The organism is Azospirillum sp. UENF 312511, assembly GCF_058780635.1.
This window is the reverse complement of sequence record NZ_JBSNCG010000003.1, coordinates 1,401,308-1,416,490: the sequence shown is the minus strand read 5'-3', so window position 1 is coordinate 1,416,490 and position 15,183 is coordinate 1,401,308. Positions and strand designations below refer to the sequence as shown.

At 69.4% G+C, this 15,183-nt stretch carries 11 protein-coding genes and 1 riboswitch; of the genes, 6 read left to right on the top strand and 5 right to left on the bottom strand.

Going from position 1 to position 15,183, the window contains the following annotated elements; all coding sequences use genetic code 11:
• The first annotated feature begins 171 nt into the window (after positions 1-171).
• The 3 genes from ACWPN7_RS18010 (at position 172) to ACWPN7_RS18000 (ending at position 4,615) form a co-directional block, all read left to right on the top strand.
• Positions 172-2,673, top strand: a complete 2,502-nt coding sequence (locus tag ACWPN7_RS18010; protein WP_349619077.1) for an ATP-binding protein — start codon at positions 172-174, stop codon at positions 2,671-2,673.
• Between the two features lie 195 nt (positions 2,674-2,868).
• Positions 2,869-3,981 carry an ABC transporter substrate-binding protein gene (locus ACWPN7_RS18005; protein ID WP_137103822.1) on the top strand — a complete coding sequence of 371 codons (1,113 nt, stop codon included), beginning with the start codon at positions 2,869-2,871 and terminating at the stop codon, positions 3,979-3,981.
• Positions 3,982-4,213: 232 nt separating this feature from the next.
• On the top strand, positions 4,214-4,615 hold the full coding sequence (locus tag ACWPN7_RS18000) for a hypothetical protein (RefSeq protein WP_459196151.1): 402 nt from the start codon (positions 4,214-4,216) through the stop codon (positions 4,613-4,615).
• A 111-nt stretch (positions 4,616-4,726) separates the two neighbouring features.
• Here the strand turns inward: ACWPN7_RS18000 and ACWPN7_RS17995 are convergent, their stop codons facing one another.
• Positions 4,727-5,659, bottom strand: coding sequence for a replication protein RepA (locus ACWPN7_RS17995; protein ID WP_014238998.1), 933 nt, complete (start codon positions 5,657-5,659; stop codon positions 4,727-4,729).
• 681 nt (positions 5,660-6,340) lie between these two features.
• Here ACWPN7_RS17995 and ACWPN7_RS17990 point away from each other — a divergent pair.
• Positions 6,341-6,919, top strand: coding sequence for a phosphatase PAP2 family protein (locus ACWPN7_RS17990; protein WP_176025312.1), 579 nt, complete (start codon positions 6,341-6,343; stop codon positions 6,917-6,919).
• 21 nt (positions 6,920-6,940) lie between these two features.
• Here the strand turns inward: ACWPN7_RS17990 and ACWPN7_RS17985 are convergent, their stop codons facing one another.
• Complete coding sequence (locus ACWPN7_RS17985) at positions 6,941-9,742, bottom strand: [protein-PII] uridylyltransferase (protein WP_038530088.1); 2,802 nt, start codon at positions 9,740-9,742, stop codon at positions 6,941-6,943.
• A gap of 266 nt (positions 9,743-10,008) precedes the next feature.
• Between ACWPN7_RS17985 and ACWPN7_RS17980 the strand changes: the two genes are divergently transcribed.
• Positions 10,009-10,329, top strand: coding sequence for a hypothetical protein (locus ACWPN7_RS17980; protein WP_051658023.1), 321 nt, complete (start codon positions 10,009-10,011; stop codon positions 10,327-10,329).
• Positions 10,330-10,351: 22 nt separating this feature from the next.
• Here ACWPN7_RS17980 and ACWPN7_RS17975 read toward each other — a convergent pair whose 3' ends face one another.
• Positions 10,352-10,888 carry a hypothetical protein gene (locus ACWPN7_RS17975; protein ID WP_051658022.1) on the bottom strand — a complete coding sequence of 179 codons (537 nt, stop codon included), beginning with the start codon at positions 10,886-10,888 and terminating at the stop codon, positions 10,352-10,354.
• A gap of 171 nt (positions 10,889-11,059) precedes the next feature.
• Between ACWPN7_RS17975 and mutS the strand changes: the two genes are divergently transcribed.
• Positions 11,060-13,738, top strand: a complete 2,679-nt coding sequence (gene mutS / locus ACWPN7_RS17970; RefSeq protein ID WP_459196184.1) for a DNA mismatch repair protein MutS — start codon at positions 11,060-11,062, stop codon at positions 13,736-13,738.
• 376 nt (positions 13,739-14,114) lie between these two features.
• Here mutS and ACWPN7_RS17965 read toward each other — a convergent pair whose 3' ends face one another.
• The gene (locus ACWPN7_RS17965; RefSeq protein WP_149649971.1) at positions 14,115-14,312 is read right to left on the bottom strand and encodes a hypothetical protein; all 198 of its coding nucleotides are present in this window, start codon (positions 14,310-14,312) and stop codon (positions 14,115-14,117) included.
• Between the two features lie 77 nt (positions 14,313-14,389).
• Entirely contained in the window at positions 14,390-14,902 is a 513-nt protein-coding gene (locus ACWPN7_RS17960) for an STAS domain-containing protein (RefSeq protein WP_051658021.1), read from the bottom strand.
• A 126-nt stretch (positions 14,903-15,028) separates the two neighbouring features.
• A riboswitch (SAM riboswitch) is annotated at positions 15,029-15,108 on the top strand.
• Positions 15,109-15,183 lie beyond the last annotated feature (75 nt).

The following is a 15,183-nucleotide window of genomic DNA, read 5'->3' as shown; positions in this document are numbered from 1 at the left end:
CGCAGCAAAGAAAATCGCAAAAGTTTGATTGCTTTCTATTTTTCGTATCATTTGCTGCCGCTTTGTCCATTGAAGGGAGAAGTCTTCTGGCGCATAATGCTCATTAGGCAGTGTTTGAGGTCGGCAGTGCGACGATGGATCGCTTTTTCGCGGGGGATGGAGGCCCGTCTCGTGCTTCCCGCCGTTGCGGTCGCCGTCGCCATCGTGGCGCTGTGGTGGACGCTGCTGACCCGCATCGAGCGTGAGGAACGCTTCCTCGACCAGACGACCCGCCAGCATACGGCGGCGATGGCGCAGCTGGTCGAGGAACAGGCCATCGCCACCTTCCGCCGGCTGGACGATCTTCTGGTCGACGTCGCCTCCCATGTCGAAAAGGACATTCCGCTCCTGATTCCCACCCGGCGGTCGTTCGCGGAAGGCTTGGCCGCCTCCATCCGGATTTACGATGCGAACAGCTGGCTGTCCATGGGCTTGGGGCGGACCACCACCCGCAACCCCGTGCTGGAGTGGGAGGAGTTCGCCCGGCATAAGTCGAACGCCCACCGGAAGGGGAACCAGAAGGGCTTCGTCATCGGCCTGCCCTTCGTCAGTCCGGGCACGACAGACGTGTTCATTCCGGTGTCGCGTCGGCTGGAGGGGTCGGACGGGACGTTCCGCGGCGTGGCCGTGATCGACGTACCGGCTGAGATCTTCTCCCGTTTCTATGGCCGTCTGGACCTGCCGCACGACAGCGCGGTCGCCATCGCCCGCGCGGACGGCCCCTTGCTGGCCCGTCAAGCCCTTCAAGATCAGGTGTTCGGCCGCAGCTTCCGCAATCCGGAACTCTGGCCGGAGGCGGGGAGCGGAACGGTCCGGCACCACCGCATCGTCAGTCCGGTGGACGGGGTGGAGCGCATCTACGCCTTGCGCGCTTCCGCCGACTACCCGCTCATGACGGTGGTCGGGGAGTCGGTGGAGACGGTGTTCGGCGCGTGGCGGCAGAACCGCTTCTATTCCATCGTCTGGGCCGCCGCCACCACCGCGGTGATCCTGCTGTTCACCACCGCCTTCCTCGTGGAGCTTCAGCGCCGCCGCCACGGCGACCGGGCGCTGCGCATCCGCAACCGGGCGATGGAATGGAGCGGCGACGGCATCCTGATCGCCGACGCCACCCGGCCGGGCGTGCCGGTGGTCTACACAAACCCCGCCTTTTCCCGGCTGATGGGGATCGGCCCGGGCGCCGCCGACGGGCGTGCCGCGCGGGAGGTGCTGGCCGGGCTGATGGGGGACGAGGCGGGGCTGGGCCCGCTGTGCGACGGTGCCGGGGACGCCGGGGACATGAGCGCGGAGTTCCTGCGTCCCGGTTTCAGTTCGGGCGGCGCTGCGGGTCCCGGTGCGTCGGAGGTCTGGCTGGAGCTGCGCGCCTCGCCGGTGCGCGGCGCCGGGGGGAGGCTGGTCAGCGTGATCGCCACCGTCCGCGACATCACCGAGCACAAGACCGCCCAGGCCGCGCTGGCCGAGGCGCGGCGGGAGGCCGACCGCGCCAACATCGGCAAGTCGAAGTTCCTGGCGGCGGCCAGCCACGACCTGCGCCAGCCCGTGCAGTCGCTGATGCTGCTGATGGAGGCGCTGTCCACCCGTGCCACCGACCCCGCCATGCGCAAGATCCTCACCACCATGGACCGCGCGCTGGGCGCCCTGAAGATGCTTCTCGACGGGCTGCTCGACGTGTCGCGGCTGGAGGCCGGGGCGGTCGAGCCGAAGCGCGTGGTCTTCCCGGTGACCGAGCTGCTGGACCGCATCGCCGCCAACAGCCGCCCGGTGGCGGTGCGCAAGGGGCTGCTGCTGCACATCATGCCCTGCGGCGCCCATGTGGACAGCGACCCGATGCTGCTCGGCCGCATCCTGCAGAACTTCGTGGAGAACGCGCTGCGCTACACCAACCGCGGGCGCATCCTGGTCGGCTGCCGGCGGCGCGGCGCGGTGCTGCGGATCGAGGTGTGGGACACCGGCATCGGCATCCCGACCGACCGGCAGGAGGACATCTTCCAGGAGTTCGTGCAGGTCGGGAACGCCAGCCGCGACCGCGACCAGGGGCTGGGCCTTGGGCTCGCCGTGGTGCGCCGGCTGGCCGGCATGCTGGACCACCCGGTCAGCCTGCGCTCCGAACCGGGGCGTGGGTCGGTGTTCCGGGTGGAGGTGCCGCTCGCCGATCCCCCCGCCCCGGCCGAGACGCTGCCGGAGGACTTCCCTGTGACCGCCCGCATGCGGGCCGGCGCCCGCGTGCTGGTCGTCGAGGACGACCCCATCGTGCGCGAGGGGCTGTGCGCGATGATCCGGCAATGGGGGCACGAGGCGTTTCCCGCCGCCAGCTTCGGCGAGGCGGTGGAGGCGCTGCGCCGCCACCCCGATCCCGACGTGATCGTCGCCGATTACCGGCTGGGCGAGGGGCACACCGGCACCGAAACCATCCGCGAGGTGCGGCGGCGGTCGAAGCGCCCGATCCCCGGCATCCTGGTGACCGGCGACACTGCCCCGGAGCGTCTTGCCGAGGCCGAGGCCGGCAAGTTCAGCATCCTGCACAAGCCCGTCCTGGCCGACGATCTGCGCCGGGCCATCGCCCTGGCCCTGGCCCCGGCCGCGCTGGCCCCACCGGCGCCGTCCGGCGCAGCGCCGCGCGAATTGGTCGACTGAGTTGGTCGACCGAACCGGCCCTTCGCCATCCTGAAAACCGTGTCATGCGCCGGGCGTGCGGCTGCCTGTGCTTGTTTGCCCATTGCGCTGGACTCGTCCCTTTGCTTGTTTGCCTGTTTCGGAGGCGGCGTCCGCGGTCTCCGACCCGAAAGCGTTCGATAAAAAGAACCTGTTCCCGGAGAGAGGAATCCACCCATGATCCGTGCGAAGCTGGCTGTGACCGCCGCCGTCGTCGCCCTGGGGGCCGGCCTGTGGGCCGGGGCCGCCCAGGCCGACATCACCATCGCGCTGGCCGGTCCGATGACCGGCGCCGCCGCCGCCTATGGCGAGCAGACCCGCGCCGGCGTCGAGGCCGCCGTGGCCGACATCAACGCCAAGGGCGGGCTGCTCGGCCAGAAGCTGGTCCTGACCATCGCCGACGACGCCTGCGACGCCAAGCAGGCGGTGGCCGCCGCCAACAAGCTGGTGAGCCAGAACGTCGCCGCGGTGATCGGCCATGTCTGCTCCGGCGCCTCCATCGCCGCTTCCAACGTCTATGGCGAGGAGGGGATCGTGATGATCTCCCCCACCGCGACCAGCCCGCAGCTCACCGACCGCGGCCTGAAGAACGTCTTCCGCGTCTGCGGCCGCGACGACCAGCAGGGCGAGGTGGCGGCCAAGCTGATCGCCGACCGCTACAAGGGCAAGAAGGTCGCCATCGTCCACGACAAGCAGGCCTACGGCCAGGGCCTCGCCGACGACGTGAAGCGCCGCCTGAACGCCGCCGGCATCACCGAGGCCGCCTTCACCAGCATCACCGCCGGCGAGAAGGACTATTCCGCGCTCGTCACCCGCCTGAAGTCGGACGGCGTCGACGTGCTCTATTACGGCGGCTACGATCAGGAGCTGGGTCTGATTGCCCGTCAGGCGGCCGACCAGCAGTTCCGCCCGCAGATCATCGGCGCCGACGGCATCCAGCCGCAGTCCTACTGGAACATCGCCGGCGACACGGCGGAAGGCACGCTGTTCACCTTCTCGCCCGACCCGCAGCGCAACCCCGCCGCCAAGCCGGTGGTGGAGGCCCTGCAGGCCAAGAACATCCGCACCGACGGCTTCACCCTGTTCGCCTACGCCGCGGTGCAGACCTACGCCGAGGCCGTGCAGAAGGCCAACAGCGCCAAGCCCGACGCCGTGGCGAAGGCGCTGCGCGCCGGCCCGTCCTTCGACACGGTGGTCGGCTCGCTGTCCTTCGACGACAAGGGCGACCTGAAGCAGCCGGGCTACGTGTTCTGGGCCTGGAAGAACGGCGAGAAGGTCCAGGTGGACTGAAGTCATCCGGCCGATTCGGAAAGGGCCGATTCGGAAAGGAAGGAAGGCGGGGCCGCCGTGCCCCGCCTTTTTTCTGCCCACCTGATTCCCGGCCCGCCCGATTCTTCAAAGGGTCGGCGATTGCCAAGGACCGGCACGAACCTTTTTCCCCGCCGCCGTGTTTGCGCAGAGGTAACCACACACCGCTACCAGACACCGCCACCAGACACCGCCATTGAGCAGGGAGGCCGCGATGCATCGCCACGCCGGACGCCGTTCGCGCAATCGCAGGACCGCCAGGATCATCCTGTGCGCCGGCCTTCTCGGCCTCGGCGCCTGCGCCGGTCTCGCTCCGCCGCGCACCGCGGAGCCCGCCCCCGGAGCGGTGGAGGCGTTGAACGGCTTGGTGCAGAGAACCTGCAATCGTCAGGTCGCGTCCGTCCTGGCGGGTGAGGGGATTCCGGTGGAGCAGTTCCGGGCCGCGGTCTATAGCGAATTGCGCACCGGACCGGGTGGGCGGGTGTCGCAATACGAAATCTGGCTGTACGCGAAGGACAAACCCGGCGTGCTCATCGTCAATACGGACGAGACATGCCGTCCGATGCAGATCTACACGCGGGAAGGCGGCAGTCTGCAAGCCTTCAAGGCGAGGTAGGCGAAGCTCTGCTCGTCCGCGTTGGGAGGATGCCGCTCCATCCTCTGGCAATCGCCGACTCCGATTCCGGGGCCGGGCGGGTTGGCAATCGCCGACTGACCCGCCACCAACTCACCCGCGCGCGGCGGGCAGGATCTTGCGCTCCGGAATCGGCGGGGGCGACGGGTAAAGCAGGACGCCGGTGTCGGAGAACTCCACCCGCGCCGCCTCGTAAACGGCCAGCGCCAAGTCCAGCGCGACGCGGAACTCCGGCTTGAAGTGCTTCAGCTCCTTGTAGCCGCCGCCGAATTGGGTGAAGAGCGCCTTCCAGGTCACCGGAATCGGGTCGCGCAGCACGTGCAGCCGGTAGGCCAGCCAGACATAGACGTCGATCGCCATCGAACAGCCGCCGATGTGGCGGATCGCCGGCTCCCAGATCGGGACGGGGGAGCGCTTCAGCGCGGCGAAAAAGGTTTCCGACAGCTGCACCGTCTCGCGCCACAGCGTGCCCTGGCCGTCGTCGTCGCGCAGGCGGATGCCGCCGTTGACGATGTTCTCCTTGGCGAAGCCCTCGGCCCCGTCCTTGTCCCAGAAGAAGGTCAGGCGGCACAGGTTGATGCGGGTCGCCTGCTCCTGCACCGCCTTGTAGGTGGAGCCGCCGGCCGACACGCCCATGCGGTCGAGCCAGTCGTTCATCGAGCGGCCAAGCTCGATCTCGCGGCTGTTGTCCTGGATGGCGCGGGTCTGGAGATAGAGGAGGATCAGCCGCGCCTTGGCGCCGTAGGGCACGCCGACCGGCATCAGGCTGCCGTCGCGCTTGCGCTCCTTGCCCGGCTCGACCAGCAGGGTGACGCGGCCCTGGTCGCGGCGCCATTCGGCGTCCGGCGCCAGCTTCCGGTGGGGCAGGCTGGTCAGGCAAAAGCCGGAGTAGGTGATGCCCAGCGCGTTGGACTCGTCCTCCAGCACCGCCGCCGCGACATCGACGACGCTGGCCCGCTTCGGATCCACGAGGTTCCGCGCCTCGCGCCGGCCATGCGTCATGATGAGTTGGTGCACGTCGCCCATAGGTCCCCCCGTCCATTCTGCCTGCAGTCGATCATGCACCGCCGGGAGAGTCCATTTGGCGATCGCCGACGAGGCTAATTGAGACCTAATTGCTGGAGTCTATTTGCTAGGTCGGCGATTGCCTGGGGACGACTCGGGGGTGCGTCGGCGATTGCCAGAAGACTCGTCGGCGTTCGCCAAGGGACCATGTGGGAATCATCGGAGACTCGGCCCAGACTTAAGGCGACTCGGGCATTGGTCGGCGATTGCCAAGGCGGGGCGGGACGGACGAGTCGCGACTCGGGAATTTATGGGGTGGTCTTGGCGATGTCTGGCCGATGTCCGGGCCGGTGGTCGGCGATTGCCAAGGTGTGGCGGCGAACCGGCTTGGCAATCGCCGACTCCAGAACCTTATCTAAAACCCTCTCACCTCTGGGGAGAGGGTGGCCCAAAGGGCCGGTGAGGGGGATGCGCTTTTGCCGGACACACCGCAATGCGCAACCCCCTCACCCTAACCCTCTCCCCGGAGGGGAGAGGGGACATCACCGCACGGTCGGCGATTGCCAAGACGGTGCCCCCCAGGATGGCGCCCCTCATGCCGGGCACCCCTGCCTTGCGGGACCATGCGGGCACGAAACGCCAGCGCGGCTGTTTACGCTTGGCCTCCGCGGTGATGGGGGCGTGCTTTGGGAGATCCGCGAGATGAGCGACGAGGATTTCACGGACCGCGTTCTGGACGGCGTGAACGGGCTGGACGGAACCGCCCGCCGCAAGGCCGTCGCCCTGGGCGCGGAGGTGCCGGCCCTGCGCGACGGGCTTCAGGTGCCCAGCTCCCGCATGGTGCTGATGCCGGCCCTGGGCGCTCTGTGGGCCGCCGGGCTGGGCATGGAGAAGCCGGGCTGGTCACGCCTCGCCCGGCAGGGGCTGCTCGCCATCGCGCTGGGGACGGTGGCCGGCAAGGGGATCAAGCGCGTCGTCTGCCGCGCCCGCCCGAACGAGGGCCGCGACCCCAGCCGCTGGGGCAAGGCGGACGGCAAGCACGCCTCCTTCCCCTCCGGCCACGCCATCAACGTGTCGGCGCTGACCACGGCGGTCGGGCTGAACCGCGGCCTCTCTCCGGCCACCATAGTCAGCCTGGGTTTTGCCGCGGCGGTGGGCTGGTCGAGCCTCGCCACCGAGCGGCACTGGGCGTCCGACTACGCCGCCGGCATGGCGACCGGGGTGCTGGCCGGTCTGGCCGCCAAGGCGCTCGACGGCTGGGCGGAGGACCAGCTTTCCTAAAGCACGCCCGCAGCTCCGTCCTCAGCCCGCCGGATCGGCGAGCGCGTGCAGCAGCCGCTCGCGGATCTGGGCCAGCTTGCTTTCGTGGGTGACTTTCAGGCCGAAGACGTCCTTCACATAGAAGACGTCGATGGCCTTTTCCCCATAGGTCGAGATCTTCGCCGAGGAGATCTGCAGGGTCAGGTTGGTCAGCGCGCGGGTCAGGTCGTAGAGCAGGCCGGGGCGGTCGCGCCCGTTGACCTCGATCACCGTGTGGGTGGTGGAGGCGTTGTTGTCGATCAGCACGCGCGGCGGCACGTGGAAGACGCGGGTGCGGCTGGCGTGCGGGGCCTTGCGCTTGGCCAGGTCGTGCAGCGGCTTCAACTGGCCGGACAGCACCTTCTCGATCATCACCGACAGCTTGGCGAGCTTGTCGCCGCTCTCGAAGGCGCCGCCGCCCGCCGCGTCCTGCACGGTGAAGACGTCCAGCGCCATGCCGTTGGTCATGGTGAAGATGCGGGCGTCCACGATGTCCGCCCCCGCCGCCGCCAGCGCCCCGGCGAGGCGGGAGAACAGGCCGTGGTGGTCGGTGGCGAAGATCGTCACCTCGGTGATCGCCCGGCTGCGGTCGATGCGCGTGTTGACGGTCAGCGGCCGTTCGTCGCGCAGCGCCTCGCGGACCAGCCGCGCCTGCCGGCCCAGCGTCTCCGCGTCGAAGGCCAGCCAGTAGGCGGGGTAGCCGAGCGCGAGATGTTGCTCGAAATCGGCGTCGTCGAAGTCGGACAGCTCGGCGCGCAGCGCCGCCTGGGCGGCCTGGATGCGGCGCCCGCGCCCTTCGACCGACAGGCCGCCGGACATCACCTCTTCCGACCGGTTGTACAGCTCGCGCAGCAGCGTGGCCTTCCAATTGTTCCAGCGCTGCGGCCCGACCGCCCGGATGTCCGCCACCGTCAGCACCAGCAGCAGGCGCAGCCGCTCCGGCGACTGGACGAGCGAGACGAAGTCGCGCACCGTCTTGTCGTCCTCCAGATCGCGCTTGAAGGCGGTGTAGGACATGGCGAGGTGCCAGCGCACCAGCCAGGCGACCGTCTCCGTCTCCTCCGCCGTCAGGCCGAGCCGCGGGCACAGCTTCTCCGCCACCCGCGCGCCGAGGATGGAATGGTCGCCGCCGCGGCCCTTGGCGATGTCGTGCAGCAGCACCGCGACGTAGAGCGCGCGCCGCGACACCACCTTGTGGATCACCTCCGACGACAGCGGCAGCTCGTCGGTCAGCTCGCCCATCTCGATCTTGTGCAGGATGCCGAGAGCGAACAGCGTGTGCTCGTCCACGGTGTAGACATGGTACATGTCGTACTGCATCTGCGCGACCACCCGGCCGAAGTCGGGGATGAAGCGGGCCAGCACCCCGGCCTCGTTCATGCGGCGCAGCGTGATCTCCGGGTCCTTGCGGCCGGTCAGGATCTCCAGGAACAGCCGGTTGGCCTCCGCGTCCGCGCGCAGTTTAGGCCCCACCACCGACAGCGAGCGCGTGATGGCGCGCAGCGCGTTGGGGTGGATGTCGATGTCGTTCTGCTGGGCGGTGTGGAACAGCCGGATCATGTCCAGCGGCTCGTCCTTGAACTGGCGGTCGCTGCGGACGTTCAGCCGCTCGCCGTCCACCACGAAGCCGTCCACGTCCTTGCGGCGGGCCAGGGCTGCCAGCCGCAGGATGTTGAACTTGGGCGGGCGCTTCGATTCCGCCTCCAGCGCCGCACAGAAGATGCGGGTCAGGTCGCCCACGTCCTTGGCGACCAGGAAGTAATGCTTCATGAAGCGTTCCACGCCCTTGGTCCCGGCGTGGTCGGTGTAGCCCATGCGGGTGCCGATCGACGTCTGCACGTCGAAGGTCATCCGGTCCTCCATGCGCCCGGTCAGGTAGTGCAGGTGGCAGCGCGCGGTCCACAGGAAATTCTGCGCCTTGGCGAAGCGCTGCGCCTCCTCCGGCAGAAGCACCTTCTTGCCGACCAGATCGTCGACGTCCTCGACCCGGTACAGGTACTTGGCGATCCAGAACAGGGTCTGCAGGTCGCGCAGGCCCCCCTTGCCGTCCTTCAGGTTGGGTTCCAGCACGTAGCGGCTGTCGCCCAGCTTCAGGTGGCGGTTGTCGCGCTCGGCCAGCTTGGCCTCGACGAATTCCGGCCCGGTGCCGGCCACCACCTCGCGGTCGAAGCGGCGGCGCAGTTCGGTGAACAGCTTGCGCGGACCCCAGAGATAGCGGGACTCCAGGATGGCGGTGCGGATGGTCACGTCGGCCTTGGACTGGCGGATGCAGTCGTCGACGCTGCGCACCGCGTGGCCGACCTTCAGCCCGAGGTCCCACAGGATGTAGAGCATGTACTCGACCACCTGCTCCACCCGCGGGGTGCGCTTGTAGGGCAGCAGGAACAGCAGGTCGATGTCGGAGAAGGGCGCCAGCTCGCCCCGGCCGTAGCCGCCGGTGGCGACGATGTCGAACACCTCGCCGGAGGTCGGGTTGGGCGAGGGGAAGATGTGGGTGACCGTGAGGTCGGCCAGCGAACGCACCACCCCGTCGGCGAGGTAGCAGTTCTGCCGCACGCAGTCCTCGCCCGATCCCTTGGCCTCGAAGCGGGCGCGCACCTCCGCCCGCCCGTCGTTCAGCGCGCCGCGCAGGCGGGCGATCAGGGCGGGGCGCAGCTTGTCGCCGGTGCCATGCTCCGCCACCAGCTTCTCCAGATCCTCCGCCAGCTTGCGCCGGGACAGGATCGCGCGCTTGTTGGGGATGTTGGCGGTGCCGGCGTCCTTGGCGTCGGACGCGTCGGCGGAGGCGGCGCGGGTGGAGAGCATCGACAAAACGTGAGCCTTCCCAGGGATGCGAGGGGTGCGACGAACCGTGCGGCGTCCCGACTATAACGGGAAAGAGGATAATTCGCACGCGGCACACCAAAAGAGGCTGCCGTCTGTTTCCTGCATGATCCCATTCGGAGCGCCGCGGGGACGGCAGTGCGGGGACGGCTGTGCTGAGACGGCCGTGCTGTGATGGCCGTCACTGACGCGCTCCATTCCAAAGAGGTAAGGAGTCGTCCGTGAGACACGCGCGAGGGAGGCCATTGATGATCCCGAACCCCGGAACGGCTCGGCGGGAGCTGGCGAACCTCGGGAATGCCCTGACCCTGGCGGAGCGCGGTCTGCCGCGCCACACCCCGGCCGAGCTGATGGCTTGGCTGGTGCACGCCCTGGCGCTGTGCCCCGGCTCCATCGGCGACGCGCTCCTGTTCGAGATTTGCGGCACCGCCACCGACGCCAAGGCCTCCGACGCCGTCAAGGTCGCCCAGATCCGCAAGGGCTGGGCCGCGGTGGTGCGGGCGCAGTTCCGCCTGCGCGGGCTGACCGTGGTCGGCGGCGGAGGCGACTGGCGCGCCTGCGCCGCCTGACGGACGGCGTTTTCTTCTCCGCCTATTCCTCGCGCACCGACAGGTGGATGTTGGCGCCGCCGTTGCCTTCGAGAATCTCGGCGGCCTCGACCTCGTCCTCCACCTCGGCGGTGCGCACCCACAGGATGACGCCGCCGGCCTCCAGCGCGCGGCTGAACTCGTCGGTGTCGGGGTGGCTGGTCAGCTCGTCCAGGTAATCCTTGATGGCGACGCCGCCCAGGCCGGCGGCGACGATGGCCGCCAGCGGCGCGGCGATCGGTCCGCCGACGATGGCGAGAAGCCCGGCGGTGGTCAGCGGGAAGGCGTATTTCAGCTCACCCACCAAGCCGGTCAGGGCCTCGTCCGACGGGGCCGGCGGGCGCTGGTCGGCGGCCTCCAGCGAGGTGTGGCTGGCCAGAACCGACAGGTCGTCGCGGTCGAAGCCGGCGTCCAGAAGGGCGGCCACGGCCTTGTCGAACGCCTCGCGGGTCTTGAACAGGGCGACGACCTCGCGCACCTCCCGGACGGTGTCCTGGCCGTCCGTGGTCCGGCCATCAGTGTTGTCGGGCGCTTGCGTCACGGCGGTCTCCTTCAGCTTCGGCTTGCTCGTTCTGCTTGCTCGTTCTACGGGCATCGAACAGTCTAACGAAGCGGTCATCGCGGCACCAGCGCGGGCGTGCTAGGGTGCCGGCCCGACCTTGCCCGACACAACGCAACCGGTTGAAGACCCGTGTCCGACGCGCCCGCCACCATGTCGCCCATCACCATTCCCCCCGACGCCACTCCGATGATGGCGCAGTATCTGGAGATCAAGCAGGCCCATCCCGACTGCCTGCTGTTCTACCGGATGGGCGATTTCTACGAGATGTTCTTCGAGGACGCGGTGAACGCCGCCCGGACGCTGGACATCGCGCTGACCAAGCGCGGCCAGCATCTGGGCGAGGACATCCCGATGTGCGGCGTCCCGGTCCACAGCCATGAATCCTACCTGCAGCGCCTGATCCGCCAGGGCTTCCGCGTCGCCATCTGCGAGCAGATGGAGGACCCGGCGGAGGCCAAGAAGCGCGGCTCCAAGTCGGTGGTGAAGCGCGGCGTCATCCGCATCGTCACCCCCGGCACGCTGACCGAGGACAGCCTGCTCGACTCCCGCGCCTCCAACTGGCTGGCCGCGGTGGCGGAAGCGGCGGGCGGGCTCGGGCTGGCCTGGCTGGAGCTGTCCACCGGCGAACTGGTGGTGCAGCCGGTGGAGCGCGCCGGGCTGGGCGCGGCGCTCGGCCGCCTCGACCCGCAGGAGGTTCTGGTCTCCGAGAAGCTGTGCCAGAGCCCCGACCTCTACGAGCTGTGGGGCGAGTGGAAGTCCCGCCTGACCGTGCAGCCGACCCCGCGCTTCGACAGCGAGAACGGGCGGCAGCGGCTGCTCACCCTCTACGGCGTCGGCACGCTGGACGCCTACGGCCAGTTCTCCCGCGCCGAGGTGGCGGCGGCCGGCGCTCTGGTCGCCTATGTGGAACTGACGCAGAAGGGCCGCGTGCCGCGCCTGTCGCCGCCGCGCCGGCTCGGCCCCGGCGCCGTCATGGAGATCGACGCGGCGACCCGCCGCAACCTGGAGCTGACCCGCACCCTGACCGGCGACCGGCGCGGCAGCCTGCTCGCCACCATCGACCGCACGGTGACCGGGGCGGGCGCGCGTCTGCTCGCCGCCCAGCTCTCGGCGCCGCTGACCAACCCCGCGGCCATCGCCAAACGGCTGGACATGGTCGAGTTCGCTCTGAACGAGGAGCGGCTGCGCGGCGACCTGCGCGAAGCGCTGCGCCGCTGCCCGGACCTGGAGCGCGCCCTGTCCCGCCTGACGCTGGGGCGCGGCGGTCCACGCGACCTCGCGGCGGTGCGCGACGGTCTGGCCCAGGCCTCGGCCATCCGCCTGCTGCTCAACGGCCATCCCGGCGGCCCGCTGCCCGACGGGCTGGGCGCCGTGGCCAAGGGGCTGGGCGAGCACAGCGAGCTGGTCAATCAGTTGACCCAGGCGCTGGCGCCGGAGCTGCCGCTGCTCGCCCGCGACGGCGGCTTCATCGCGCGCGACTATTCCTACGCGCTGGACGAGCTGGTGACCCTGCGCGACGAGAGCCGGCGGCTGATCGCCGGGCTTCAGGTCAAATACGCCGGCATCGCCGGGGTGCCGGCGCTGAAGATCAAGCACAACAACGTGCTGGGTTATCACATCGAGGTGACGGCGACCCACGCGGACAAGCTGATGTCCGAGAAGGGGCGCGAGGTCTTCATGCACCGCCAGACCATGGCGAACGCCGTGCGCTTCGGCACGGTCGAGCTGTCGGACCTGGAGCGCCGCATCTCCGAGGCCGCCGACAAGGCGCTGGCCGTGGAGCTGGAGCTGTTCAACGACCTCGTGGAGGAGGTGACCAGCCGCGCCGAGGCCATCGCCCAGGCCGCCCACGCGCTGGCCGCGCTGGACGTCGCCGCCTCGCTGGCCGAGCTGGCGGCGGAGCGGCGCTACCGCCGGCCGGTGGTGGACGGCAGCCTCGCCTTCTCGATCAAGGGCGGACGCCACCCGGTGGTGGAGGCGGTGCTGGACGCCGGCAACGCCGGGCCCTTCGTCGCCAACGACTGCGACCTCGCCCCGGACAACCGGCTGTGGCTGCTGACCGGTCCGAACATGGCCGGTAAATCTACCTTCCTGCGCCAGAACGCGCTGATCGCCGTGCTGGCCCAGATGGGCGGTTTCGTGCCGGCGGAGAGCGCCCACATCGGGGTGGTGGACCGGCTCTACAGCCGCGTGGGGGCTGCCGACGATCTGGCGCGCGGCCGCTCCACCTTCATGGTGGAGATGGTGGAGACGGCGGCCATCCTGAACCAGTCCGGCGAGCGCGCGCTGGTCATTCTGGACGAGATCGGGCGCGGCACGGCAACCTTCGACGGCCTGTCGATCGCCTGGGCCTGCGTGGAGCATCTGCACGACGTCAACCGCTGCCGCGCGCTGTTTGCCACCCACTACCACGAGCTGACCATGCTGGCCGGCAAGCTGCCGGGCCTGTCCTGCCACACCATGCGCATCAAGGAATGGCAAGGCGACGTGGTCTTCCTGCACGAGGTGACGGCGGGGGCGGCGGACCGCAGCTACGGCATCCATGTGGCGAAGCTGGCCGGGTTGCCCGGCGCCGTGGTGGGCCGCGCCGAGGAGGTGCTGACCATCCTGGAATCGGGCGACCAGAACGCCGCCATCCACCGTCTGGCCGAGGATCTGCCGCTGTTCAGCGCCGCCCTGAAGCGACCGCCGCCCGCCCCGGCGGCGTCCCCCGCCGCCCCGCCCGAGCCGTCGCGGGTGGAGGAGGCGCTGAAGTCCATCGACCCGGACAGCCTGACGCCGCGGCAAGCGCTCGACGAGTTGTATCGTCTGCGGGGATTGCTCTCATAAACGGGAATATTTGCGAAGAAATACACGCCGTTGTATGAAAACCCGCCGCCGCAGCGTCCCGTGCCATGGGCAAGGGGCGTTGTCATCCAAGCGGCGGAAAGGGGGTGTGTTTATTGACCCCTGGTAAGGTGCTGGTGATCTGCACGGTCATTCAGACGGTCGTCGCGATCCTCGCGCTGCTCGTCGCCGTGCTGTAACCCAGACGACGGAGGGGCGGCGTAGCAGCGCCGCCCCTCTTTTCGTGTGCACGCCGTTCCGGCCATTGGCCTTTCCGAGCGCGCGGTACCGGAGGTGTCGTCTATTGACCACTGGTACGGGAAATATAGCGCTGAACCACAGCCGCCGCAATCCCATCCCCAAGGTCATCCCATGAGCGCTACGCCCGTTCCACGGCGTCCTCGTCCATCGGGGCGCCGCGGTCGCGGATGGGGGTGACATGACGTTGGGAAGCGGGGCGTTGCGCGTGGCGCAGCTTCTCCTCCACCGCCTCGTTTACGAACTGGTCGAGCGAGCGGCCCTCCCGCTCGGCGGCCTTGGACGCTTCTGATTCCAGCGACTTGTGCAGATGAACCATTCGGTGCCTCCCCCAACGCGGAACGGACTCTGTCCGATGCTTCAGATGGGAAGCCCGCGCCCGCGCTGCGAGCCGCCTTACCCGGAAGCGCCGTCCCGGTCGGAAGCGTCCGGCGGGGCGCTCGCGGGCGGCAGGACCGGCTTGGCGTGCAGCGCGCGGGCGGCGACGGCCATGGGGTCCTCGCCCGGCGCGCAGGGATGGGTGGCGGCCAGCAGGGCCTCGGGCACGCTGGCGGCGATATAATCGGTCACCGTCTCGTGCACCGGGATGATCATGGCGATGCGGGTCAGGTCGACCACCTTGCGCACCTGCCCGGAGGCGCAGAGCAGCGACAGGGCCTTGCCCGCCGACAGGGCCTCCCCATTCATCACCAGCAGCAGGCCGACGCCCGTGCTGTCGATGAACTCAAGCCCGGTCAGATCGAGGAGGTGGCGGCGCTCCGGCCCGCCCGTCACGTCGGCGATGGCCTGCCGCACCGGGCCGGCGTCCTGGCTGGTGAAGCGCCCGGTGAACACCAGACGGGTGAAGTGCCGCTCCTGCTCCTTGCGATACTGCACGGTCCGCACCCCTTCCTGACGTCCGGCGGCCATGATCCGGTCCGGGCCTTCCCTGGGCAAGCGGTCGGCGGCCTGCGGTCCTGCGCGATGTTGACGCAGGGTGCCCCCTTTTTGTCACGGCCCCTTGTCCCTTGACGCCGCGGCGCGGCGGTCCTACAAGCGGGGGTACGTGGTGATTTGGTCGACCGGCTTGCGGGCCACGTAAAACAACCCGCTAAAAAGGTCCGAGCCGCGTCCGCGCCTCGACCCGATCGGTCGGGGCGTTTTTTGTTGTGCCGGTCTGCCCCGCCGGCGGACACAGGAGACACAGCGGC

Coding starts and splice junctions, on each gene's coding strand:
- ACWPN7_RS18005 (WP_137103822.1), top strand. CDS start 2,869: ATGATCCGTGCGAAGCTGGCTGTGACCGCCGCCGTCGTCGCCCTGGGG.
- ACWPN7_RS18000 (WP_459196151.1), top strand. CDS start 4,214: ATGCATCGCCACGCCGGACGCCGTTCGCGCAATCGCAGGACCGCCAGG.
- ACWPN7_RS17995 (WP_014238998.1), bottom strand. CDS start 5,659: ATGGGCGACGTGCACCAACTCATCATGACGCATGGCCGGCGCGAGGCG.
- ACWPN7_RS17990 (WP_176025312.1), top strand. CDS start 6,341: ATGAGCGACGAGGATTTCACGGACCGCGTTCTGGACGGCGTGAACGGG.
- ACWPN7_RS17985 (WP_038530088.1), bottom strand. CDS start 9,742: ATGCTCTCCACCCGCGCCGCCTCCGCCGACGCGTCCGACGCCAAGGAC.
- ACWPN7_RS17980 (WP_051658023.1), top strand. CDS start 10,009: ATGATCCCGAACCCCGGAACGGCTCGGCGGGAGCTGGCGAACCTCGGG.
- mutS (WP_459196184.1), top strand. CDS start 11,060: ATGTCGCCCATCACCATTCCCCCCGACGCCACTCCGATGATGGCGCAG.
- ACWPN7_RS17965 (WP_149649971.1), bottom strand. CDS start 14,312: ATGGTTCATCTGCACAAGTCGCTGGAATCAGAAGCGTCCAAGGCCGCC.
- ACWPN7_RS17960 (WP_051658021.1), bottom strand. CDS start 14,902: ATGGCCGCCGGACGTCAGGAAGGGGTGCGGACCGTGCAGTATCGCAAG.